This is a genomic window from Streptomyces sp. NPDC006923, from assembly GCF_040635655.1.
Classification (GTDB): Bacteria; Actinomycetota; Actinomycetes; order Streptomycetales; family Streptomycetaceae; genus Streptomyces.
The window spans coordinates 390,146-412,970 of the sequence record NZ_JBEYIF010000007.1; the positions used below are offsets into that span (position 1 = coordinate 390,146).

Annotated in this window: 19 protein-coding genes and 1 other RNA gene; 5 read left to right on the forward strand and 15 right to left on the reverse strand. The window is 70.4% G+C overall.

Translation table 11 applies throughout. The features are described 5' to 3' along the window. Positions 1–123 precede the first annotated feature (123 nt). The 3 genes from ABZ707_RS17430 to ABZ707_RS17440 all read left to right on the forward strand — a co-directional run bounded on the left by ABZ707_RS17430 (position 124) and on the right by ABZ707_RS17440 (position 3,800). Complete coding sequence (locus ABZ707_RS17430) at positions 124–1,560, forward strand: ice-binding family protein (RefSeq protein WP_360174815.1); 1,437 nt, start codon at positions 124–126, stop codon at positions 1,558–1,560. A 427-nt stretch (positions 1,561–1,987) separates the two neighbouring features. Continuing rightward, complete coding sequence (locus ABZ707_RS17435) at positions 1,988–2,629, forward strand: DUF5819 family protein (RefSeq protein WP_360174818.1); 642 nt, start codon at positions 1,988–1,990, stop codon at positions 2,627–2,629. Between the two features lie 13 nt (positions 2,630–2,642). After that, complete coding sequence (locus tag ABZ707_RS17440) at positions 2,643–3,800, forward strand: HTTM domain-containing protein (RefSeq protein WP_360174955.1); 1,158 nt, start codon at positions 2,643–2,645, stop codon at positions 3,798–3,800. Positions 3,801–3,917: 117 nt separating this feature from the next. Here the strand turns inward: ABZ707_RS17440 and ABZ707_RS17445 are convergent, their stop codons facing one another. The 6 genes from ABZ707_RS17445 to ABZ707_RS17470 all read right to left on the reverse strand — a co-directional run bounded on the left by ABZ707_RS17445 (position 3,918) and on the right by ABZ707_RS17470 (position 12,336). Then, a complete protein-coding gene (locus ABZ707_RS17445) occupies positions 3,918–5,057 on the reverse strand; it encodes a uroporphyrinogen-III synthase (RefSeq protein ID WP_360174821.1) in 1,140 nt (379 codons plus the stop codon). Positions 5,058–5,182: 125 nt separating this feature from the next. After that, positions 5,183–6,559 (reverse strand): nitrate/nitrite transporter, encoded by a 1,377-nt coding sequence (locus ABZ707_RS17450; protein ID WP_360174824.1) that lies wholly within the window; start codon positions 6,557–6,559, stop codon positions 5,183–5,185. A 400-nt stretch (positions 6,560–6,959) separates the two neighbouring features. Further along, positions 6,960–8,270, reverse strand: coding sequence for an acyltransferase (locus tag ABZ707_RS17455; protein ID WP_360174827.1), 1,311 nt, complete (start codon positions 8,268–8,270; stop codon positions 6,960–6,962). Beyond that, complete coding sequence (locus tag ABZ707_RS17460) at positions 8,267–10,390, reverse strand: bifunctional polysaccharide deacetylase/glycosyltransferase family 2 protein (protein ID WP_360174958.1); 2,124 nt, start codon at positions 10,388–10,390, stop codon at positions 8,267–8,269. The genes ABZ707_RS17455 and ABZ707_RS17460 overlap by 4 nt, the downstream gene beginning before the upstream one ends. A gap of 66 nt (positions 10,391–10,456) precedes the next feature. Beyond that, the gene (locus tag ABZ707_RS17465; RefSeq protein ID WP_360174830.1) at positions 10,457–11,038 is read right to left on the reverse strand and encodes a hypothetical protein; all 582 of its coding nucleotides are present in this window, start codon (positions 11,036–11,038) and stop codon (positions 10,457–10,459) included. A gap of 350 nt (positions 11,039–11,388) precedes the next feature. Beyond that, on the reverse strand, positions 11,389–12,336 hold the full coding sequence (locus ABZ707_RS17470) for a LysR family transcriptional regulator (RefSeq protein ID WP_360174833.1): 948 nt from the start codon (positions 12,334–12,336) through the stop codon (positions 11,389–11,391). A gap of 82 nt (positions 12,337–12,418) precedes the next feature. Here ABZ707_RS17470 and ABZ707_RS17475 point away from each other — a divergent pair, with 82 nt between their 5' ends. After that, complete coding sequence (locus tag ABZ707_RS17475; RefSeq protein WP_360174836.1) at positions 12,419–12,646, forward strand: hypothetical protein; 228 nt, start codon at positions 12,419–12,421, stop codon at positions 12,644–12,646. Between the two features lie 46 nt (positions 12,647–12,692). On the opposite strand, the gene ssrA is transcribed toward ABZ707_RS17475, so the two are convergent. From ssrA to ftsE, 5 genes are all read right to left on the reverse strand, one after another. Next, positions 12,693–13,079: a transfer-messenger RNA gene (ssrA, locus tag ABZ707_RS17480) on the reverse strand. A gap of 113 nt (positions 13,080–13,192) precedes the next feature. Next, the gene (smpB, locus tag ABZ707_RS17485; protein ID WP_319678096.1) at positions 13,193–13,672 is read right to left on the reverse strand and encodes an SsrA-binding protein SmpB; all 480 of its coding nucleotides are present in this window, start codon (positions 13,670–13,672) and stop codon (positions 13,193–13,195) included. Positions 13,673–13,706: 34 nt separating this feature from the next. Continuing rightward, the gene (locus ABZ707_RS17490) at positions 13,707–14,885 is read right to left on the reverse strand and encodes a S41 family peptidase (protein ID WP_360174839.1); all 1,179 of its coding nucleotides are present in this window, start codon (positions 14,883–14,885) and stop codon (positions 13,707–13,709) included. Positions 14,886–14,952: 67 nt separating this feature from the next. Continuing rightward, positions 14,953–15,870: a permease-like cell division protein FtsX gene (gene ftsX, locus ABZ707_RS17495; protein WP_360174842.1), complete on the reverse strand. Its 918-nt coding sequence runs from the start codon at positions 15,868–15,870 to the stop codon at positions 14,953–14,955. A gap of 23 nt (positions 15,871–15,893) precedes the next feature. Then, positions 15,894–16,583 carry a cell division ATP-binding protein FtsE gene (gene ftsE / locus ABZ707_RS17500; RefSeq protein WP_360174845.1) on the reverse strand — a complete coding sequence of 230 codons (690 nt, stop codon included), beginning with the start codon at positions 16,581–16,583 and terminating at the stop codon, positions 15,894–15,896. Between the two features lie 272 nt (positions 16,584–16,855). Here ftsE and ABZ707_RS17505 point away from each other — a divergent pair, with 272 nt between their 5' ends. Beyond that, positions 16,856–17,050 (forward strand): hypothetical protein, encoded by a 195-nt coding sequence (locus tag ABZ707_RS17505; protein WP_360174848.1) that lies wholly within the window; start codon positions 16,856–16,858, stop codon positions 17,048–17,050. A 134-nt stretch (positions 17,051–17,184) separates the two neighbouring features. On the opposite strand, the gene ABZ707_RS17510 is transcribed toward ABZ707_RS17505, so the two are convergent. The 4 genes from ABZ707_RS17510 to ABZ707_RS17525 all read right to left on the reverse strand — a co-directional run bounded on the left by ABZ707_RS17510 (position 17,185) and on the right by ABZ707_RS17525 (position 22,820). Next, positions 17,185–18,084 (reverse strand): hypothetical protein, encoded by a 900-nt coding sequence (locus ABZ707_RS17510; protein WP_360174851.1) that lies wholly within the window; start codon positions 18,082–18,084, stop codon positions 17,185–17,187. A gap of 287 nt (positions 18,085–18,371) precedes the next feature. Next, on the reverse strand, positions 18,372–19,478 hold the full coding sequence (gene prfB, locus ABZ707_RS17515; protein WP_360174854.1) for a peptide chain release factor 2: 1,107 nt from the start codon (positions 19,476–19,478) through the stop codon (positions 18,372–18,374). Positions 19,479–19,592: 114 nt separating this feature from the next. Beyond that, the gene (locus ABZ707_RS17520) at positions 19,593–20,828 is read right to left on the reverse strand and encodes a protein kinase (protein WP_360174857.1); all 1,236 of its coding nucleotides are present in this window, start codon (positions 20,826–20,828) and stop codon (positions 19,593–19,595) included. Between the two features lie 300 nt (positions 20,829–21,128). After that, positions 21,129–22,820 carry a serine/threonine-protein kinase gene (locus tag ABZ707_RS17525; protein ID WP_360174860.1) on the reverse strand — a complete coding sequence of 564 codons (1,692 nt, stop codon included), beginning with the start codon at positions 22,818–22,820 and terminating at the stop codon, positions 21,129–21,131. Positions 22,821–22,825 lie beyond the last annotated feature (5 nt).

Sequence of the window (22,825 nt, forward strand, 5' to 3'; positions counted from 1 at the left end):
ACTCGTATGCGCCGCATCGCGAAGCACCCGACAGCGTTATATGCAAACGACAGAAATTGACGATCCTCAGCCCCCCGGGAACTGCCCGATAAACCCCCGTCTACCACAGGAGTTGGCCTTTCGATGACACTTGACACCCCTGTCGTCACGCTACGGAGCACCATGTCGACCTGGATGGGGACCGCACTCACCGTGCTGCTCGCCGCCACCGTGGTCGCCGCGACGTCGACACGAGCGAATGCCATCGCCACACCTGTTCCTCTGGGTACGGCGGACAGTTTCGCGGTGCTGGCCGGTCAGTCCGTCACCAATACCGGTCCCTCCGTGATCACCGGAGATCTCGGTGTGAGTCCCGGAACCGCGATCACCGGATTCCCTCCGGGTCTGGTGAACGGCGTCCAGCATTCCGCGGACGCGGTGGCTCTCCAGGCGCAGACCGACCTCACCACGGCGTTCAACAACGCCGCGGGACAGGCCACCGACGCCGCCCTCCCGCCGGACGCGGGCGGGCTGACGCTCGTCCCGGGCGTCTACACCGCCGCGTCGACGCTGGGACTCACCGGCACCCTCACCCTGGACGCCGGGGGTGACCCCAACGCCGTCTGGGTGTTCCAGGTCGGTTCGGCTCTGACGACGGCCTCCGCCAGCCAGGTGCTCCTGGTCAACGGCGCCTCGCCGTGCAATGTGTTCTGGGAGGTCGGGAGTTCGGCCACGCTGGGCACCGCCTCCGTCTTCGTGGGCAACATCCTGGCGCTGACCTCGATCACCGTCACCACGGGGGCGAGCATCGACGGCCGGGCGCTGGCCCGCAATGGCTCGGTGACGCTGGACACCAACAGGATCACCCGCCCGACGTGTTCCTCCACCACCACCGGCACCACCACGGGCACCACCACCGGCACCACCACCGGAACGACCACGGGCACCACCACCGGAACCACCACGGGCACGACCACCGGAACCACCACCGGAACCACCACGGGCACGACCACCGGCACCACCACGGGTACCACCACCGGCACCACCACCGGCGTCACGACCGGTGCGACCACCACCGGGACCACCACCGGTGCGACCACCACCGGAACCACCACCGGCGTCACCACCGGTGCCACCACCACCGGGACCACGGCCGGTGTGACCACGGGCGGCACCACCAGCGGCGGCCTCCTGGGCGGTCTGCTCGGCGGTCTCACGACCGGCGGCACGGCCGGCAACCTCGCCGGCGGAGTCGTCGCGGGCACCACCGGCGCCACCACGTCCACCGGCGGCAGCGGCGGCCATCACAAGCCCGGCAAGCACCACCACCACAAGCCCGCCAAGCCGCACAAGCCCGGCTACGGCCACCACCAGGGCTACGGCTCGAAGCCCGGCTACGGCTCGAAGCCCGGCTACGGCGAGCACCAGGGGTACGGCAAGAAGCCCCACTACGGCCACAAGCCCGGCTACGGCAAGAAGCCCCACTACGGCCAGCGCCCCGGTTACGGCCGGACATACGGCTACGGCCAGGCCGAGGAATACCGCGGTCCGTCCCTCTCACACATCAGCTACAACAGCTGAACAGCGCACCGGAAAGAACCCCATGGACGGGAGAGCCCTCGCGGCTCGAAACGTCATAAGTGTCATTCCTGTTCGTGCCACGTATCCATGACGTCCCGGTGACGTTGTACGGGTGCCGTCCGGGCCGGCCCGAGTGCCTGAGGCATTCACCGGCGCCCAAGGACCGTCCCGTAATCCCAGGCGGGCTCGCGACGACCCCACCGGGGATTACGGGACAACTTTTACGAACGGGAACAAGCGGCGCGCGGCGGATCTCTCCGATTTCCGCCGCGCGCCGCCGACGAGGAAACCACACATGCGAATGCAAGAAGCCGAGTTGGGAAAGCAGGGCGGGGCTATGCCGGGTGGTGTCGAATCAGCGGAAGTGAAGGACAGGGAGCGGACGGGTGCTGGGCCGGCCGCACCGCGAACGTCCGGAGAGTCGCATGTGGCCCACGGGCCACCGCGGTTGGCCGGTCCGCTGAAGGCGGGACTGGGCGTCGCCGTCGTGTTGTGTCTGGCGGCCTCCCTGGTCCATGTGCTGCTGGTGTTCCTGCATGTGGCTCCGCCGAATTCCGTCTCCCGGCAGTTCCAACCACAGATCAGCGCCTGGGTCTTCCCGGTGTTCGAGCAGAATTGGCGACTGTTCGCCCCGGACCCGGAGTCGATCAACCGGCAGATCTCCGCGCGCACCGCGCACACGGATCCGGACGGCACCGTCCAGGTGAGCCCCTGGTTCGAGCTGAACGACGTGGACACCTCGGCGGTCAAGCACAATCCGTTCCCGAGCCACACGTCGCAGAACATGCTGCGCCGGGCCTGGACGACCTATCTCGAACTGCACGGCGGCGACGACCAGCCGCACTCGGACCGCGCCGCGATGATGCAGAAGTATCTGCGCAATATCGCCGCGGACCGGGTCTCCGCCCACCGGGGCGGCCCGTTCGAGTCCATCCAGCTCCGGGTGATCACTCTGCCCATCGCCACGGCCCCGACGGCGGGCGGCCCCGGACCGGCGGTCAGGACCACGCCGGCGCCGGTCGACACCCGCTTGCTCCCCTGGTGGAAGGTGACCCCCGATGGGAACTGAACAAGAAGCGCCCATGGCACCCGCGCCCGGGCGGCGCACCGGCCGGGAGGCCGACGCCAACCCCGTCAGGCGGCTCCTCGACCGGGCCGGCGCGCTCTCCGGCGTACTGACCGAACGACCGGTATCCCTCTACGCGGCCGCGGTGCTGCGCATCGGCTACGGCCTGCTGTATCTCGCCTTCCTGCTCCGCGAGTTCCCTCACCGCGACCAGATCTGGGGGCCGGGTTCCCCCTGGACGCCGGAGCTGGCCAAGGAACTGTTCGACCAGACGGGCTGGGTCAGCATCCTCACCCTGTCCGACAGCAGGGCCTACTTCGAGGTCTGTTACGCGGGGGCCCTCGTCATCGCCGCGCTGTTCACCCTGGGCTGGCGGACCAGGGCCGTGTCCGTGCTGTTCGCGGCCGTCGTGGCGTCGTTCCACGCCAGGTCGATCTTTATGACGGACGGCGGAGACAATCTCATCCTCCTCATGTCCGTCTATCTGATCCTCACGGCCTGCGGCCGGCGGTGGTCGCTCGACGCCCGCAGGGCCAGGATCCGCGCGTCCAGGGACCTGGCACCGAAGTGGCCCACGGGCCGGAACCACAACGGGCTCCCGCGGCAACTCCGGTACGCCCGGCGGACGCTGACCACCGTGCTGCACAACTGCGGCATGCTCGTCATCGCCGGTCAGATCTGCATCCTCTACGGATCCGCCGGCCTGTACAAGGTGCAGGGAGGCTCCTGGGGCAATGGGACCGCGCTTCACTTCGTACTGAACCTCGGCCTGTTCCGGCCCTGGCCCGAGCTGTCCGTGCTGGTGGACGAGCACACCGTGCTGCTCGCCGTCGTCGGCTACGCGACCGTGCTGTTGCAGGTCGCCTTCCCGTTCGTCCTGTTCGGCCGGCTCAAATATCCCGTCCTGGCGGCGCTGCTCGGTATGCACCTCGGCATCGCCGTGCTGATGGGACTGCCGCTCTTCTCGGGCGCGATGATCATCGCGGACGCCGCGTTCCTCCCGGACAGCTTCTTCCGCTCCCTGGGACGCCTTTGGCACCGCCTCACCCGGCGGACCGACGACGACAAGGAGACGGCCGGCGCGCCTCGCGGTGAAGCCGCGCTCGTACCACCGCAGTCCGGCCCCACCGGGGCGCGGCAGACAGCGCTGAAGCGGTCGGTCACCAAGCCGTGAACCGCACGACATGAAGCGCAGGCCAAGAAGCGGACGGCCCGCCCCCAGCCCGTCGATCACGGCGTGCTGCGGGCGGGCCGCCGCCGTCAGAGCCGGGGCGGCGGGCGTCTCCCGTGGTCAGACATCCCCGTATTTGGAGTCGGCCGCCGGATCCAGCGCCAGCCGGTAGCCGCGCTTCACCACCGTATGGATCAGTTTGGGGGCGCCCAGCGCGGTCCGCAGCCGTGCCATCGCCGTCTCCACCGCGTGCTCGTCGCGGCCCGCTCCCGGGAGCGCCCGCAGCAGCTCCGCCCGGGACACCACCCAGCCCGGCCTGCGGGCCAGCACCTTCAGCAGCGACATCCCGGCGGGCGGCACCGGCCGCAGATCGTCGTCCACCAGCACCGCGTGGCCCCGGATCTCCATCCGGTGGCCCGCGACCGGCAGCACCCGGGCGCGCCCCGGCAGTTCCGCGCAGAGCACCTGGACGAGCGGCCCGAGGCGGAAGCGCTCCGGCTGGACGGTGTCTATCCCCTGCGCCTGGAGCGGCAGCGCGGTGACGGGCCCGACGCAGGCCGCCAGCACATCGTGATGGAGAGCGGCGAGCAGGTCCGGGAGCTGTCCCCGGGTCTCCGCACGCGACAGCAGCGACGCCGCCGCCGGCGCGCTGGTGAAGGTCACCGCGTCCACGGCGCGCGCGAGGGTGGCGTCAATGAGCCGGTCGACCGGGGCAAGGTCCTCGGGAGGCATCCACCGGTACACCGGTACGACGACCACATCGGCGCCGCCGGCCCTCAGCGACTCCACAAACCCGGGCAGAGGTTCACCGTGGAGCTGGACCGCCACCCGGCGGCCCTCCACTCCCTCGCCGAGAAGCCGGTCGAGGACCTCCGCCATCGATTCGGAGCTCGGCGACCACGCCTCGACGAGCCCGGCGGCCCGTATCGCGCCCTTCACCTTGGGGCCGCGCGCCAGCAGCTCCACGCCGCGCAGACAGGAGAGCAGCTCCTCGCCGTGGCCCCAGCCGTCGGCGGCCTCCACCCAGCCGCGGAAACCTATCGCCGTCGTCGCCACGACCACATCGGGCACCACGTCGATCAGTTCCTTGGTGGCCGAGAGCAGTTCGGCGTCGTCCGCGAGCTGCACGATCCGCAGCGCGGGAGCGTGTACGACGGCGCCGCCCCGGCGCTGGAGCAGTGTGCCGAGCTCGTCGGCCCGCCGGGCGGCCGTGACCCCGATGGTGAACCCGGCGAGGGGTCCGTGCTGTCGTTCGTACATCGCTCCCTCGTCCCGCTCGCTGCCACGGATGGGGCCGGTTACGACGACCGAGCCTCCCAAGGGCGCGTGACAGGCCCGGTTCACCGGCGTTTCCCCGCCGTTACGTACGGCTCCCGGCCCAGGGCTCAGACCTCCGCGAAACCGAGCCTGGGCTCCGGCTGCGCCACCGCGGCGCCGGGCGCCTCCTTTCGAAGGTATACCGCCCAGGTCAGCGCGGCGCAGCCGGCGTAGAAGACCAGGAACGCGACAAACGCCGCGGTGCCGGTGCCCACGCTTCCGAAGGACTGCCGGAACGCGAGGTTGATCGCGAGCCCGCCCAGCGCCCCGACGGCTCCGATCAGCCCCATCGAGGCCCCGGAGAGCCTGCGGCCGTGGGCCGCCGCCGCCTCACCGGTCATTCCCCTCGCCACCGCCTGCGCGTGGAAGATGCCGGGGATCATCTTGTATGTCGACCCGTTGCCGAGCCCGGTCAGCAGGAACAGCGCGACAAATCCGGTGAGGAAGACGGCCAGCGACCCGGTCATGGAGGCGAGGATCACGACGGCGGTCGCGACGGCCATCGCGGCGAAGTTCCCCAGGGTGATGCGGGCGCCGCCGTACTGGTCGGCGAGCCGGCCGCCCACCGGCCGGATCAGCGAGCCGAGCAGCGGACCGATGAACGTCAGTGACGCGGCCTGCAAGGGGGTGCGCCCGAACTGCGTCTGGAGCACCAGCCCGAAGGCGAAGCTGTATCCGATGAAGGAACCGAAGGTGCCCGTGTACAGCACGGACATGATCCAGGTGTGCCGGTCGCGTACGGCCTCCCGCGCCGCCCCGGCGTCGTTTCGCACCGGCGCCAGATTGTCCATGAACAGCGCCGCGCACACGGCGGCGGCGACGATCAGCGGGATGTAGACGCCCAGCACGACCCGTGGATGCGCGGCGCCCGCCGTCCCGATCACCAGCAGCCCGACGAGCTGCACCACCGGCACTCCGATGTTCCCGCCGCCCGCGTTGAGTCCGAGCGCCCAGCCCTTGCGCCGCAGTGGGAAGAAGGAGTTGATGTTGGTCATCGAGGAGGCGAAGTTCCCGCCGCCGACCCCGGTGAGCGCGGAGACGACCACAAAGGTCGTGTAGGAGGTGCCCGGCTCCATCACGGCGTACGCGGCGCCCGTCGGCAGCAGCAGCGTCAGCGCGCTGAACACCGTCCAGTTCCGCCCGCCGAACCGCGCCACGGCGAAGGTGTACGGCACCCGCGCGATGGCGCCGACCAGGGTGGCCGTGCCGATCAGAAAGAACTTCCCGGCCGGATCGATGCCGTACTCGGGCCCCATGAACAGGACCATGACCGACCACAGGGACCAGATGGAGAATCCGATGTGCTCGGAGAAGACGGACCAGAGCAGATTGCGCCGCGCGATCCGCTCTCCCGTCCGCTCCCAGAACACCTCGTCCTCCGGATCCCACTGCTCGATCCAGCGGCCCCCCTTGTGTGCTGCGGCGGTGGTGGTCGGGGCAGTCATCGCGCCTCCACGGACGGGAATCGAATGGTGCTGCCCGACCGTAGGGACGCCGCGTTTCACCGCCGTGCCCCAAGGTGACCGCGACGCAACCTTGCTCTCACCCGTGGCGGCGAGCGGTTGTGAGCCGCCGCGCGACCGGCGTTCAGGGCGTGTGCGGAAGGAACGCTCGTCCGTCCGCCAGGACACCGGCGCACCACCACAGGCTGGCTGGCTGGAGCGACGCGTCGAACGCGGACCCGGCGGCCGGATCGTGACGCGCACCTTGCTGTACGACTCCCCCGGCGCCGAGCCCGACCCTGCTCCCGAGCCCGCGTCCCCGACACCTCGGGAACCGGTCGCGGAGGCTCCGGCCGCGGCCACCGGTGTGCTGGCCAGGCCGCACACCCGCCGTCCCGTCGCCTCAGCGGCGGTGCGTGCCTCCGGCCGGTGCCGGCCGACGCGCACCGGCATCCGCACCGGCACTGGCACCGGCGGGCCTGGAGCCGTTCGGCCACAGGCGCGGCCGGCGTCTGGCCGCCACATCCTCGACCCAGCCCATGCCGAGGATCATCAGCGCGATCAGCGGCCAGACGAGGACCAGCGTCAGAGCCGGGTACGCCGCGTCCAGTTCGGAGGAGAAGGCGTCGATGCCCGGGATGCTCCAGAGCTGGTCGATGAGCGGGACCGTCGCCATGATCAGCAGGTTGTGCCAGAGATAGATCGTCACGGCACGGTTGTTGGCGAGGGTGATCACCGAGTCGAACTGGGCGAGCCTGCCCGGGAGTTCCCGCCAGGACGGCGAGTACTGGAGCAGGATCGCGACGAAGCCCAGCGACCAGGTCGCCTCGGCGAGCGGGATCTCGTCGAAGTTCCAGCCCTCCGGGCCGAGATGGCCGGAGGCCCACCACAGGCCGAAGGCCATCGTGAAGGCGGCCAGCGAGACGGTGATGTAGCGCGGGATCTTCTGGAAGAGCCCGTCGTTGTGCGCGAAGCCCAGCACCCAGCAGGCGCCGTAGACCGCGAAGTCGGTGAGCGCGAGCCCGGTCTCGCCGGGGATCTCCACCACACCCGTGCCGATGACGGCGGTCAGCGCGACGGGAAGGAGCAGCGTCACCCACGGCGCCCTGCGGAACGCCCAGAGCAGCAGCGGCGAGGCGAGCACGAACCAGAGATAGGCACGGATGTACCAGAGCGGGCCCGCCGCCTGGTCCGCCCAGGACTGGTCGAGCAGACCGCCCGCGTCACCGCTCTCGAAGGGATACGGCGGCGCGCCCACCGGGAAGAGGTAGTTGGCCAGCTTGATCAGCCCCCAGAGCCCCTCCTCCCTGACCGGCTTCCAGCCCATCACGAACATCAGCGGCACGATGATCAGCGCGAACGCCCACATCGGGGGCAGCAGCCGCCTCAGCCGGCCGCGGATCACACTCCACGGCGTCCGTTTCGAGAGCGAGCGCGCCATCAGCGAGCCCGCCAGCGCGAACATCACGCCCATGGAAGGGAAGAGAATCGTCAGCCAGGCCCAGCCGAAGACATGGAAGACGACAACGCGGACCAGCGCGACGGCACGCAGCAGATCGAGATAGCGGTCACGGCCGGGCCGCGCGGGTGTCTTGGCCTCGGGACCCGCCGTGGCCTCGGTACCGGAGGGAGCGCCGCCCGGCACCACTGCTCCGGGCGCCGCCCCGTGTCCGGCGCGGGAGGTGTCCCCGGCGTCAAGGGAATGAGTGCTCATGCCACGGGCCTCCGGTCGTTGCTCCGCCCGCGCTGCGCCGGGATCGAGCCGGGCGCCTCGACCACACCGGTACGCCGCAGCTTCTGCCACCGCAGCCGGCCGCCGGTGAGCGCGGTGATCCAGGACTGGAGCAGCACCACGTACATGAGCTGCCGGTACAGGATCTGCTGGAGCGGCAGTGAGATCAGATGTGTCATGCGCTCGCGGTCGAGCCGGAAGGCGTACGCGGCGCAGACCGCCTGGATGAGCAGGACGCCGAGCCAGGCAACGACGGTCTTCTGGGTGGGGCCGAAGACCAGGCCGTACAGCAGGAACACGTCGATCAGCGGGGCCAGCAGCGGGAACAGCACCATGAAGAGCGAGACCAGCGGCAGCCCGACGCGGCCGAAGCGGCCGGAGGCGCCTCCCTCGATGACCGCGCGGCGGTGCTTCCAGATCGCCTGCATCGTGCCGTAGGACCAGCGGTAGCGCTGGGACCAGAGCTGCTGCACGGACTCCGGCGCCTCGGTCCAGGCCCGGGCGCGCTCGGCGTAGACCACACGCCAGCCGTCGCGGTGCAGGGCCATGGTGATGTCGGTGTCCTCGGCGAGGGTGTCCTCGCTCATGCCGCCGACCCGCTCCAGCGCCTGGCGCCGGAAGGCGCCGACCGCGCCGGGGATGGTGGGCATGCAGCCCAGCACGTCGTACATACGGCGGTCGAGGTTGAAGCCCATCACATACTCGATGTGCTGCCAGGCCCCGATGAGGGTCTCGCGGTTGCCGACCTTGGCGTTGCCCGCGACGGCGCCGACGCGCGGATCACCGAAGGGCTGGACGAGTTCGCGCACGGTGGACGGCTCGAAGACGGTGTCGCCGTCCATCATCACGACGAGGTCGTGACGGGCGTGCGCGATGCCGTTGTTGAGGGCGGCGGGCTTGCCGGAGTTCTGCTGGCGTACGACATGGACGTTCGGCAGCCACAGTTCCTCGACGATGTCCGCGGTCCCGTCGGTCGAGCCGTCGTCGATGACGATGACCTCGATGGGATGGTCGCCCGCCATCAGCGAGCGCACCGTGTTGGCTATGCACTCGCGTTCGTTGTAGGCGGGCACCAGCACGGTCACCGGTTCGGTGACGGGCGGACCCCAGTGGAAGCCTCGGCGGCGCACCGTGCGCGCGTGCGCGAAGGAAAGCAGCAGCATCAGGCCGAAGCGTACGAAGACCAGGACGCCGATCACGGAGAGCCCGACGACCAGGACGGCGGTGACATTGTCCGAGAGGGCGACGGCGGCGACCCATGCCTTGCCCTTCCAGAGGTTCGCCCCGGTGACCGGGGTGTGGGCGCTGGGCGCGCCGAGCGCCTCGGTGAGATTGGCGAACTCGTACCCCTTGCCCTGCATCGCCGGCAGGAACTGGTCCAGGGCCTCGACGGTCTGCGAGCGGTCGCCGCCGGAGTCGTGCATGAGCACGATCGCGCCCTTGGGCTCCCTCGGCGAGGCGTTGCGGCTGATCACCTCGGGGCCGGGGCGCTTCCAGTCCTCGCTGTCGGTGGTGTCGAGCACCGTGATGTAGCCGAGGCTGCCGATGTACTGGGCCACCGGCCAGGACTTGTTGTCCATGGCGTCGGCGAACGACGAGTACGGCGGCCGGAAGAGCGACGTCCGGATGCCCGCCGCGCCCGCGAGCGCGAGCTGGTTCTGCGACAGCTCCCAGTCGATCCGGGACCTGGACTGGTACGAGAGGTCGGGGTGGTTGAAGGTGTGCAGGCCGACCTCGTGGCCCTCGTCGACCATCCGCTTCACCAGGGCCGGATAGCGGGAGGCCATGGTGCCCGTGACAAAGAAGACGCCGTGGGCGTCGTACTCCTTGAGCTTGTCGAGGACCTTGGGGGTCCACACCGGGTCGGGCCCGTCGTCGAAGGTCAGGACGAGCTTGTGGTCCGGGACGTTCAGCGACCTGGCGGCGGCCGTGCCCCGCGCGTCGATGACCGGGCCGCCCTCCAGGATCCGGTCGGGCACCTGATCGGTGGCGGCCGGCGGACGGACGCGGTGGTCCGCGAGGATCTCGCTGTGCACATAGCCGCGCAGCATCAGCATGGCGAGCAGCGCGACCAGGATGAGTGAGGGCAGCAGATAGCGCATGGGCAGTCTGCGCCGTCTGACGCGCTCGCTCTTTCGGCCGCGGGCGCGTCGGGCGGAGGAAGTCATCTAGTGTGCGCCTTCCGCGGCAAGCTGCTGGCCGCCTTGGTGTGCGGCGGGGTCACCGCTGGGGCTCTCCTCGACGGGCGGGGGGCTCGACTGGGCCGGCGGTTCCGACGGCGGCTCGCCACCGGATCCGCCCGTGGTCGCCGGGTCGTCGCCCGGATCGTCGACGGGATCCGACGGGGTCCCCGGATCGGGTTCGGTGCCGCCGGCCCCGCCCGTCGAGGTCTTGGGCGGCTGCGCCGAATTCGAGGCGCCGGGGTCGGGCTTGCCCGGCGCGTCCGTGGTGGCTCCGGCCGAGGGCGTCGAAGCGGTCGCGCCGTCGGAGTCCGTGGGAGTGGGTCCGGCCGCCGGTGCGCCGGGCGTCGTCCCGGCGGACGCGCCGGGCGTCGCGCTGGGCTGGACCTGCACGGTGTCGGCGCCCGGCTTCTGCTTGTCCGCGAACGGTATCTGGAGCCAGGGCGCGCTGGAGTTGCCGCCCATCAGGGCGGCCACGACGGTCGCCGCGTAACAGGCGCAGGCGAGGGCCACGACCCAGCCGGCCCGGCGGAACTTCTTGCTCCGGCGGCCGCTGGCGTCGACGAACACCGGTCCTTCGGCGCCCTCCGGTCCGCCTTCCCGCGCACGACCTGACAGATCTGACTCCCGCGCGGAACGGGGCCCGGCGGGGAGTTCAGAAAGCTGACGACCCAGGCCGTCAAGCTCGATGGTTATATCGCTCGGCTCATGCATACGCCCGTTCTGGGCGTCTTCTCGCCAATTGTCCACTGCGGTACGCACATCCCCCACTGACCGACTTGGGCGCACACAAGGCTGGCCGGATTTTCGTCGGCCGGGCCCCCACCCGAACCGAGCACCCCCCCTACCACACCGCACCCGGACCACGAATGTAGCGCACGCCGGTGTCGGCCGAGTTCTTCTTCCGAGGATGCTGTGCATCAAACCGGTGACAGTGATATGACCCCGGGACCGGGTGAACGGCCGGGCCCGCCCGCCTCCTTGGCGAGTGCGGCCGCCGCGGTGCGCAGGGCTTCGACACCCGGATGCTTCAGCCCCTTGCGCCACACCAGCGACAGTGGTGACAGCGGTACGGGGTCGACCAGTGGACGCGAAACCGCGCCCGGCATCACCGGGAAATCCACCACGGCGAGCACGGGATTGCGCTGCTTCCCCATCACCCGCCGGAACTCCTCGGCTCCCACCGCCATGGGCGCGGGCGGTGCGATCTCGACGGGACGTCCGGCGAAGAGCCGCCGCGCCAGTTCCGTCCATTCCAGGGTCCCGGGGTTGCCCGCCCCCGCGTACACGCTCTCGCCCGCCAGGTCGTCCAGCGTCACCTCGGCGCGGGAGGCCAGCGGGTGGTCGTACGGAAGCAGTACGGCCAGCGGCTCGTGGCACACCAGTTGCCGGGAGAGCCCGGAGCGCAGACCCGGGTCGAGGCCCTCGAAGTAGCCGAACGAGGCGTCGAGCCGCCCGGCGAGGATCTCGGCGGCGGCGCCCGTCAGGCCGCTCAGGAAGCGGGCCATCAGCTCGCAGGCCGGGGCGAGTTCACGGGCCCGGGCCAGCACCCGGCCGGACACCATGCCCTCGGTGTTGAGGTCGACGAGCAGGGGCCGGGTCGCGTCGGCGCGGGCGGCCAGCAGCTCGTCCTGGGCCGCCAGGATCCGCCGCGCGTACGGCAGCAGCCGCTCGCCGTCGGCCGTCAGCGTGACCCGCCGGGTGGTCCGTACGAAGAGGTCGGCCCCCAGCTCCCGCTCCAGCCGCCGGATGTCCCTGCTGAGGGCCTGCTGGGCGACATGGAGCCGGGCTGCGGCCCGGGTGAAATGCAGCTCTTCGGCCGTCGCGACGAAGGAGCGCAGCAGCCGGGGATCGATGTCTCGGGGCACGCCGCATTCAACAACACAGGCGCGTGAATGGCCATGGAACAGGTGTTGGACCGGAGGCCGGGCCGGCCGCGACGGTAGAGCCATGCCGCATTCGCCCGACACCCCGCTGCTGACCGTCACCGGCCACACCCTGGTCCTGGCGGCGCGTCGGCATCCCCTGCCCGAGGCCCCCGACACGCGCGCTTCCGGGGCCGGACATCTCCTCGCCCGGCTCCCGAGGCGGTGGACCGGCCCGCGGCCCGTGATCATGATCGCCGGGGCCGCCCGGCGGCTCGGCCGCCGCGCCGTCCGTGGCGCCGGGCACGGCTGAGGCCCCGCTGCCGGTAGGGCGGCGGGGCCTCAGCCTCACATGGGAATTGTGGAGATGGCGGGAATCGAACCCGCGTCCAACGGTGCGGAATCAGGGCTTCTCCGAGCGCAGTCCGCTGCGATTTTCTCGGCCCCGGAGATCACACGGACAAGTCTCCGACGGGCTCAGTCACTGTTTGGTTTCCCTCTGCGCCCCGTGACCGGGTTCAGAGGTTTAGTTCCCTAGTTGATGCCAGGATCCGGGTCGGGAACAGCCCCGGGCTGACACTCCGCAGAGTCTTCGCTAGCTGCTAATTAGGCAGCGAGGGCGAAGGCGGAGGAATCGCGCTTAGAAGTGGCGATTATTGTTTGCGACATATGGTTTACGAGATCATTGCCGCTTCCTCGGCTCGCTTCCCCTGCTTCGACATCCGCTGTCGAAACCGATCATCCCCATGTTGATTTTTCAAGCTGCTCTTTCGAGCGTGCACCCGCTGTGGGGTGCCTTGCCATCCTACGTGACCAACGCGGGACGATGCCAGCCTATTCCGCCGGGCGGGCGGCCGGGTCAGGCCCGCTGCCGCCGCTTCGCCGCCGAGATCGCCCGGTCCGTCTCGCGCCGGTCCTGCTTCTCCCGCAGCGTCTGCCGCTTGTCGAACTCCTTCTTGCCCTTGGCCAGCGCGATCTCGACCTTGGCCCGGCCGTCCTTGAAGTACAGGGCCAGGGGCACGATCGTGTGCCCCGTCTCGCCGGACTTGGACTCCAGCTTGTCGATCTCGACCCGGTGCATCAGCAGCTTGCGCTTGCGCCGGGCGGAGTGGTTGGTCCAGGTCCCCTGGGTGTACTCGGGCACATGCACGTTGTGCAGCCACGCCTCGTGCCCGTCGATCTGGACGAAGCCGTCCACCAGCGAGGCCCGTCCCTGGCGCAGGGACTTCACCTCGGTGCCGGTCAGTACGAGACCGCACTCATAGGTGTCGAGAATGTGGTAATCGTGCCGCGCCTTCTTGTTCTGCGCGATCAGTTTGCGCCCTGTTTCCTTAGCCATAGTCCCGCCATTTTCGCACCCCGGCGCAACTTCTTTACCGTGCGCCTCCGAGTCCGCTCAGCACTGTCTCCGCCCGCTGCTGCGCCCGCTCACTGACCAGCAGATCCGGAGTGACGCCCCGGCCGTCCACACCGTGGCCGGCCGGTGTGCGGTAGTGGCCGACGGTCAGCTCCGCGACGGAGCCGTCGGGCAGCCGGCTCGGCATCTGGACCGAGCCCTTGCCGAAGGTGCGCGCGCCGACCGTGATGGACCGGCCGCGGTCCTGAAGCGCGCCCGTGACCAGCTCGGCGGCGCTCATCGTGCCGGCGTCGACCAGCACGACCACCGGCCGGCCGGTGTCACCGCCGGGATCCGCGTACAGGGCGCGCTGCTCGCCCCGTATGTCGTACGTGGCGACCAGGCCGCCGTCGAGGAACGCGGAGGCGGCCGTCACCGCCTCGGTGACCAGCCCGCCGCCGTTGCCGCGCAGATCGAGCAGGACACCGGCGCCGGCCGGGGCGTCCAGGACCGCGTCCCTGACCCGCTTGCCAGTCCCCTTCGTGAAGGCGTCGACCTTGATCCGCAGGGTGCCGCCCCTGATCGTGTCGACGGTGACGGACTCGGTGGCGAGCCGGGCACGACGCAGGCCGCGCGTCCACCTGCGCCCGTCCCGCTCCAGCCCCAGGACAACGGTCGATCCGACGACGCCGGCCCCCTCGCTCGCGGTGCCGCCGCGCAGCAGCGCCATGACCTCGGTGACGGGCAGTCCCGCGACGCTGTCGGCGTCGATGTCCCGGATGGTGTCACCGGGCCGGACACCGGCCCGCTGCGCGGGGCCGCCGGGCTGCACCCGGGTCACCTCCATCTGCCCGCCGGCGCCGCGCCGGGCCCACAGCCCGACACCGGTGTACTCGCCGTCCAGGGCCTGCTCGAACTCCTCGAACTCGCTCTTGTCGTAGACCGCGCCCCAGCGGTCGCCGCTGCGGCTGACGACCTCCTCGGCCGCCTCCGTACCGGACTTGCCGTCGGCCACGGCCTCGGCGGCGGCTCTGGCGAGATCGTCGCTGTCGACCGTCGAGGCGACGGAACGCACCGGCACCCGGGCCGAGTCGTCGCCGGTGCCCGGCAGTGAGTCCGTCGCCGAGGCCGTGGCGAGCACGCTCACGAAGACCAATGTCAGGACCGCCCCGCGGCGCGGGCCGCGGGGCGTGTGGTGTGACCCGGAGCCCGACATGGCGTTGAGTCTAGGACAACCCCCGGCGACGGAACGGTGCTTGGCCATACGCCGCCAGGGGTGCTTGTCACACCCTGAGGTACTTGCGCAGCGCGATGAAAGCGGCCACGGCGGGCATCAGCAGACCAATGGCGATCACCAGCGGCAGCTTGGCGATCACCGCGTCCCAGCCGATGAAGTTGACCAGTTCCATCTTCTCGGACAGCGCGAGACCGTGGTCGATCAGGAAGTAGCGGCCGAAGATCAGCATCGCCGAGGCGACCACACCGCCGATCAGCCCGGCGAACGCGGCCTCCATGATGAACGGCATCTGGATGTAGAAGCTGGAGGCGCCGACGAGCCGCATGATCCCGGTCTCCCGGCGCCGGCTGAACGCCGACACACGGACGGTGTTCACGATCAGCATCAGCGCGATGACCAGCATCAGCGCCATCACACCGAGCGCGGCGACATTCATGCCGTTCATCAGGTCGAAGAGGTTCTGCAGGATGTTCCGCTGGTCCTGGACGGACTGGACCCCGTCGCGGCCGGCGAAAGCGGTGGCCACGACCTGGTACTTCTCCGGGTCCTTCAGCTTGACGCGGAACGACTCCTGCATCTGGTCCGGCGTGATCGCGGGCGCGATGGGGGTGTCGCCGTACTGCTCCCGGTAGTGCTTGAACGCCTCGTCGGCCGTCTCGTGGTGGACGGTCTCGACGCTGTCCATCTTCTTCAGATCGGCCTCGATCTGCTTCTCCTGCTCGCTGGTGACCGCACCCTTGGCGCACTTGGGCGTGGTCGCCGCGTCGTTCTTGTTGCAGAGGAAGATGGAGACATTGACCTTGTCGTACCAGTAGTCCTTCATCGTGCTGACCTGCTCGCGCATGAGCAGCGCACCGCCGAACAGGGCGAGCGAGAGGGCCACGGAGACGATGACGGCGAAGGTCATCGTGAGATTACGGCGGAGACCGACGCCGATCTCCGACAGGACGAACTGGGCGCGCATGGCGTCCTTTCAGCTTTCGATGCTCAGTGCTGGTAGCCGTAGACGCCGCGTGCCTGGTCGCGCACCAGACGGCCCTTTTCGAGCTCGATCACGCGCTTGCGCATCTGGTCGACGATGTTCTGGTCGTGGGTCGCCATCACGACGGTGGTGCCGGTGCGGTTGATGCGGTCCAGCAGCTTCATGATGCCCACGGAGGTCTGCGGGTCGAGGTTGCCGGTCGGCTCGTCCGCGATCAGCAGCATGGGGCGGTTGACGAAGGCCCGTGCGATCGCGACGCGCTGCTGCTCACCACCGGACAGCTCACCGGGCATCCGGTCCTCCTTGCCGCCGAGGCCGACAAGATCGAGGACCTGCGGGACGGACTTGCGGATCTCGCCGCGGGACTTGCCGATGACCTCCTGCGCGAAGGCCACGTTCTCCGCGACGGTCTTGTTCGGCAGCAGCCGGAAGTCCTGGAAGACGGTGCCGAGCTGGCGCCGCATCTGCGGCACCTTCCAGTTGGACAGGCGCGCGAGGTCCTTGCCGAGGACATGCACCATGCCGTGGCTGGTGCGTTCCTCGCGGAGGAGCAGCCTCAGGAAGGTCGACTTTCCGGAACCGGACGAGCCGACCAGGAAGACGAACTCCCCCTTCTCGATTTCCAGGGAAACGTCACGCAGTGCGGGACGGTTCTGTTTCGGGTAGGTCTTGGAGACATTGTCGAATCGGATCACGGGATGCACCACGGTCGGCCGGGAGTAGGTCTGCGTGACCTTACGCGAACCGGGTCCGCGCGCGCAGTTCGCGTCCCGGGTTGTGCCCGGGCTTGGGCGAATTATCACGGATGCGAGGTGGCCGCCACTCGTGCCGGGCCGTACGGAACGCCGTCGGGCGCGCCGAAACGCCCGGGAACTGGCACAGTGGAGGGGGGAACGGTCGTGTTCCCCCGAGCGTTGAGCGGAGAGACACTGGTTGCGGCTCCGCCGCGCGGTGAGGAGGAAAGCGCATGACCTACGACCGATTGGTGTGCGCCAACTGCGCGGGGCCCGTCAGCGAGGGCAGGTGCCGTGTGTGCCGTGCCAACCGGGAGCGCCTGCAGCAGCAGGGCCCCCTGGGAGGTCTGAGCCCGATGGCTCTGCTGACGCTGCTGATAGTGCTGGTGGCGGCGGTGGCGCTGGTGGCGGCCCACCAGACCGCGTAATACCCGGCATACCCGGCGATCTCGTCCGTACGCCGAAGGGCCCGGACGCTCGTGGAGCGTCCGGGCCCTTCTGTACATGACGCAGGCGGCGTCATCACCGCCCGTTGTCATGGCGTACGTGTCATGCGCCTCGGTCAGGCGACGGTACGGCCACCGCCGACGAGACGCGGCAGCATCCGGAAGCCGATGCCACCGGCGATCATGGTCGCGGCACCGATCAGCAGGAACGTGGTCTCGGCGGCGCCGGTCTCCGCCAGCTCCTCCTTGGCCTCACCCTGCTGCACCGGCTGGGAGCCGGCGCTGTCGGTGTCGGTGTTGTCGGCGCACTCGGCTCCGTCGAGGTCGACGGTGCAGGTACCGGTGCCGCCGTCGCTGCCGGAGGTGCCCGTGGAGGCGCCCTCCGAGGTGCCCTCGGACGTACCTTCCGAGGTACCTGCGGACGTACCGGCGGAGGTGCCGGCCGAGGTGCCCGTGGACGTACCGGCGGAGGTACCCGTGGAGGTGCCCGCCGAGGTGCCCGTGGACGTACCGGCCGAGGTACCGGTGGAGGTGCCCGCCGAGGTGCCCGTGGACGTACCCGCCGAGGTACCCGTGGAGGTCCCCGCCGAGGTACCCGTGGAGGTCCCCGCCGAGGTACCCGTGGAGGTGCCCTCGGACGTACCCGTGGAGGTGCCCTCCGACGTACCGGTGGACGTGCCCTCCGACGTACCGGTGGACGTGCCCTCCGAGGTGCCCTCGGACGTACCCGTGGAGGTCCCCTCGGACGTACCCACCGAGGTGCCCTCGGTGGTGCCGACGGTCGTGTTGCCGCCGACGGCACCGTCGGTGGTGCCGCCGTCGGTGGTGCCCTGCGTGCCACCCTCGCTGGTGCCCCCGTCGACGGCGCCGACGTTCGCGCCGACACCGAGCCCGGCGTCGAGGGAGACCCCGACACCGACGGCCTGAGCGGCGCCCGCGACGGTCAGCGAAGCACCCGCGGCGATCACCGCGCCGGCCGCTACGCGCGCTACGCGGATCCGCGTCTTTTTGGTCATTTGCCTGCTACCCCCAGTAGCTCATTCGTCATTGGTGCAGCGTCCGGAGCAGCGGCCGTCGGGGGTCCGTGCGCTCCGCCCCCGGTCACACGCGCCCCAGAAATACGCATGCCACGCGTCAGCTTTCCCAGTTTTCATATACGCGTCAAGAAGGTTGCGCGCACGATGACCGGAATGAAGCCAGTTGTCCGGCGTGTGGCGTTGCAACTGTGACATAAACGCGAACTGCCGCCCCGGGGGCGGCAGTTGGCTGACTGGCTTGTGGGCTTGTCGACAAAGGCGCGCGCTTACTTCTCCTGCTGCTTGCGCCAGCGAATCCCGGCTTCCAGAAAACCGTCGATCTCGCCGTCAAGAACGCCCTGCGGATTACCCACTTCAAAGTCCGTCCGCAGGTCCTTGACCATCTGGTAAGGGTGCAGGACGTACGAACGCATCTGGTTTCCCCAGGAGTTGCCGCCGTCGCCCTTGAGGGCGTCCATCCTGGCCTGCTCCTCCTGGCGGCGGCGTTCCAGCAGCTTCGCCTGGAGGACGTTCATGGCGCTCGCCTTGTTCTGGATCTGCGAGCGTTCGTTCTGGCAGGAGACGACGATGCCGGTCGGGATGTGGGTGATCCGGACCGCGGAGTCCGTGGTGTTGACGCCCTGGCCGCCGGGGCCCGACGCGCGGTAGACGTCCACGCGCAGTTCGGACTCGTCGATCTCGACATGGTCGCTGGACTCGACGACCGGAAGCACCTCGACGCCCGCGAAGGAGGTCTGCCGACGGCCCTGGTTGTCGAAGGGCGAGATACGGACCAGGCGGTGGGTGCCCTGCTCCACGGAGAGCGTGCCGTAGGCGTACGGCGTCTTGACGACGAAGGTCGTCGACTTGATGCCGGCCTCCTCCGCGTACGACGTCTCGTAGACCTCGGTCCCGTAGCCGTGCCGCTCGGCCCAGCGCAGATACATGCGCTGGAGCTGCTCGGCGAAGTCGGCCGCGTCGACGCCGCCCGCCTCGGCGCGGATGTTGACGAGCGCCTCGCGCTCGTCGTACTCGCCGGAGAGGAGCGTGCGGACCTCCATCTCGTCCAGCGCCTTGCGCACCGACTCCAGCTCGGACTCGGCCTCGGCGCGCGCGTCCGCGTCGTCCTCGGCGTCGGCCAGCTCGAAGAGGACTTCCAGATCGTCGATGCGCCCGCGCAGCGCCTCGGTCTTGCGGACCTCGGCCTGGAGGTGCGAAAGCTTGCTGGTGATCTTCTGCGCCGCCTCCGGGTCGTCCCAGAGGGACGGGACCGCGGCCTGCTCCTCAAGCACGGCGATCTCGGCCCTCAGCCTGTCGAGGTCCAGGACGGCCTCGATCGACCCCATGGTCGAGGAGAGGGACTTCAGCTCTTCGGATACATCGACGACTGCCACGGGACCAGCCTAACGGCTGAGCGCGGGAACCCGTCCCCCGCTGCCCGGGCCGTGACGGCCGCCACCGGGACCCGGCGCGTTTCCCGGAGCCGCGTCATGGCGTCCGGGACCGCGCTACGGCATCGGTGACGTCGTCCGCTTGGAGTCCTGCGGGGCTCCGTCCTCGCCGTCCCCGCTCGTGGCCAGCCAGCCGCCGACCCCCACAGCCACGAGCAGCAGGAGCGTCACCGCCCCCAGGGTGATACGCCGCTTGCGGACGGCCTCCGCCTTGTGGCGGGCCGAGCCGGGCCGGCGCTGGCCCGGTGAGCGGGGCGCGCGTGCGGTGCCCCGGGCGCCGCCCGCCAGCTCGTCCGGGCCGGGGACGCGCATGCTCGTATGGGTGTCCCGGTTGGAGTCGGGAGCGGCGCCGGGCACCAGCGGTACCGCGCCGCGGCGGCGTGGCCGCTCGGCCTCGTCCGGCCGCGGTTCCTCGTACGTCTGCTCGGTGGGCTCCGTGTCGGGCTCGTCCACGTCCAGCGGCGGCATGCCCGCGAGCAGCGGAAGCTGCTCGCGCAGCCGGGCCGCCAGCTCGGAGGCGCGCAGCCGGGAGGCCGGGGCCTTCGCCAGGCACTGGACGAGAAGCTGCCACAGCTCCTCGGGGATGCCGGGCAGCGGGACGACGGTCTCGGTGACATGGCGCCGCAGCACGGCCCCGGGATGACCGCCGCCGAACGGCGTGAAGCCGGCCAGCAGCTCGTACAACACGGTGGCCAGCGCGTAGATGTCGACGGCGGCGCGCGGCGGCAGGCCCTCGACGATCTCGGGCGCCAGATAGTCCGGGGTGCCGATGATTTTGGTCGCCTTGGTGCGCCGCGGGGTGTCGATCAGCTTGGCGACGCCGAAGTCGGTGAGCAGCGCGGGATGCGCGCCGCCGGGCCCGAGCGGGCCCTCCATGTCGAGCAGGATGTTCTCCGGCTTGACGTCGCGGTGGACGATCCCGGCGGCGTGCGCCGCCGCGAGAGCGTCGGCGACGTCCGCGGTGATCGCGACCGCCGCCTCCGGGGCGAGTCTGCGCTCGCGGTCGAGCCGGGTGCGCAGATCCGTACCGCGCACCAGGTCCATGACGAGCGCCAGATCGTTGCCGTCCACGACGAGATCGCGGACGGCGACCACCCGGGGGTGGTCGAGACCGAGCAGGGCGGTGCGCTCCTGGACGAAGCGTCCGACAAGCTCCTGGTCGGACGCGAGGTCCTCACGCAAGAGCTTGATGGCGACCGGGCCCTCGGGCCCCTCGCCGAGCCACACCGTGCCCGCGCTGCCCCGTCCCAGGATCTGATGGGCGGTGTACCGGCTGCCGATATTCCGTGCCAAGACTGCTCCCTCAGCGGCTGGCGTTGCCCATCAAAGTACGCGGGAATCGGGATGCTCCGCGCCACCATCGGCGCGGGCACCACTCCCCCGGGCGAGATGGCGGAGGAAAAAACAGAGGAAAAAACCGAGAACCCGAGAAACCGAGAACCCGAGAACCCGACGAACCCGAGAACCCAAGGAACCCTACGAAACCGACGAAAAGCGAAGGAAGAACGGCCGGCGGAGCGCGGCACGGCCGGGACCGGCCGCGCGAGCACCCCCGGCGGGCCGGCGGGTCCGGGGGATCTCTCCCCCGGTCCGTCAGCCGGTGCCGGATCCCGAGCCCGAGCCGGAGTCCGACCCGGTCAGCTGTGAGATCCAGTCCGTGACCTTCGAGATCGCGTCGCCTATCGCGGACCAGTAGCTCTGGCCCTGGGCGATCCAGTCCTGGAGCGGGGTCAGCTCCCAGACGAGCCAGCCCGCGACAAAGAGCAGCACGACCGTGAACAGACAGCCCTTGAGGCAGCCGAGGCCCGGGATGCGCATCGGGTTGGCGCTGCGCTGCCTGGGCTGACGCGGCTCACGGGGCGCCGGCGGCTCGGGCGCCGGGCGCGGGGGCGCGTACCGCTGCTGCTGCGGCGGGGGCGCGTACCGCTGCTCGGGCGGCGGTACGTATTGCTGCTGTTGCTGTTGCTGTTGCTGTTGCTGTTGCTGCTGGGGCGGCGGGGCGTAGCGCTGCTGGGACCGCTGAGGTGCGGGCGGCTGCTGCTGAGGAGCGCCGGGCCGCTGTGGGCGGCGGCGCAGCGGGTCCTGGCTCGGGTCCAGGTACTGCACCTGGGTCTGCTCGTTGCGGTCGCGCGCGGCCTGCAACTGGCCCTGCCACGGGTGCGGGCCCTCGGGCTCCGGCGGGCCGTCGGGGCGCGGCTGTACGGGCGGCATGACCGCGGTCGGGTCGGCGGCGCCCGCGCCGGGGCCGCCGTACGCGGCGGGACCGGTGGAGGGCAGGACGCTGGTGGCCGCGTTGGGGTCGTAGGAGGCGGCGTTGGTCGGCAGGACCTGGGTCGGGTCGGCGGCGCCCGGGGTGTCGGGCACCGGCGCGGGATCCGGGTCGGGCGCGAGCAGCGCGCCCACGCCCAGCGCGGCGTCGACCTGCGCGGGCGAGGAGTGCACGCCGACACCGGCCGCGACGGTCCGCAGGGCGCTGGCGAGGTTCTGGGCGCTGGGCCGCTGGTCCGGGTCCTTGCGCAGGCAGCGCTCGATGACCGTCCACAGCGGCTCGGGCACGGTGGTGGGGCGGCGGGGCTCCTCGCTGAGATGGCGGTGGAGCACCTCCAGGGCCGTCGCGCCGGCGAACGGCGGGCGTCCCGTGACCAGCTCGTACAGCAGGATGCCCGCGCCGTAGATGTCCACGGCGGAGGTCTGCGGACGGCCGTCGGCGGACTCCGGCGCGACATAGGCGGGGGTGCCGACGAATTCATGCGTACGGGTCAGGCCGGGAGAGTCGGCCAGGCGCGCTATGCCGAAGTCCGTGAGCATCGGGTGCAGCCGCTCGCCGTCGTTCCTCAGCAGGACGTTGGCGGGCTTGAGGTCCCGGTGCACGACGCCGTCGGCGTGGCTGGCGGCGAGCGCGTCCGCGATCTGGGCCGTCAGCAGGGCCGCCGCGACCGGACTGAACGGACCGTTCTCGCGCAGATAGCGGTGCAGGTCGGGACCGTCGACGAGATCCATGACGAGCGCCAGGAGATCACCCTCGACGACCAGGTCGCGGGTGCGGACGATATTGGGGTGCGTGAGGCGGAGCAGGACGGAGCGCTCCCGCAGGAAACGCATCACCACGTCCGCGTCGTTCGCCAACTCCTCCTTGAGGACCTTGATCGCGACGGTCTCGCCGGGCTGGCCGGGCACGGCCGCCTCGGCTCCCGCGGTCTCGCGCTGGCGGGCTCGCCAGACGGTGCCCGTGGCGCCGCGTCCGATCGGCTCCTCGAGCAGGTATTTGCTGCCTACCGGCCGCACGTCAT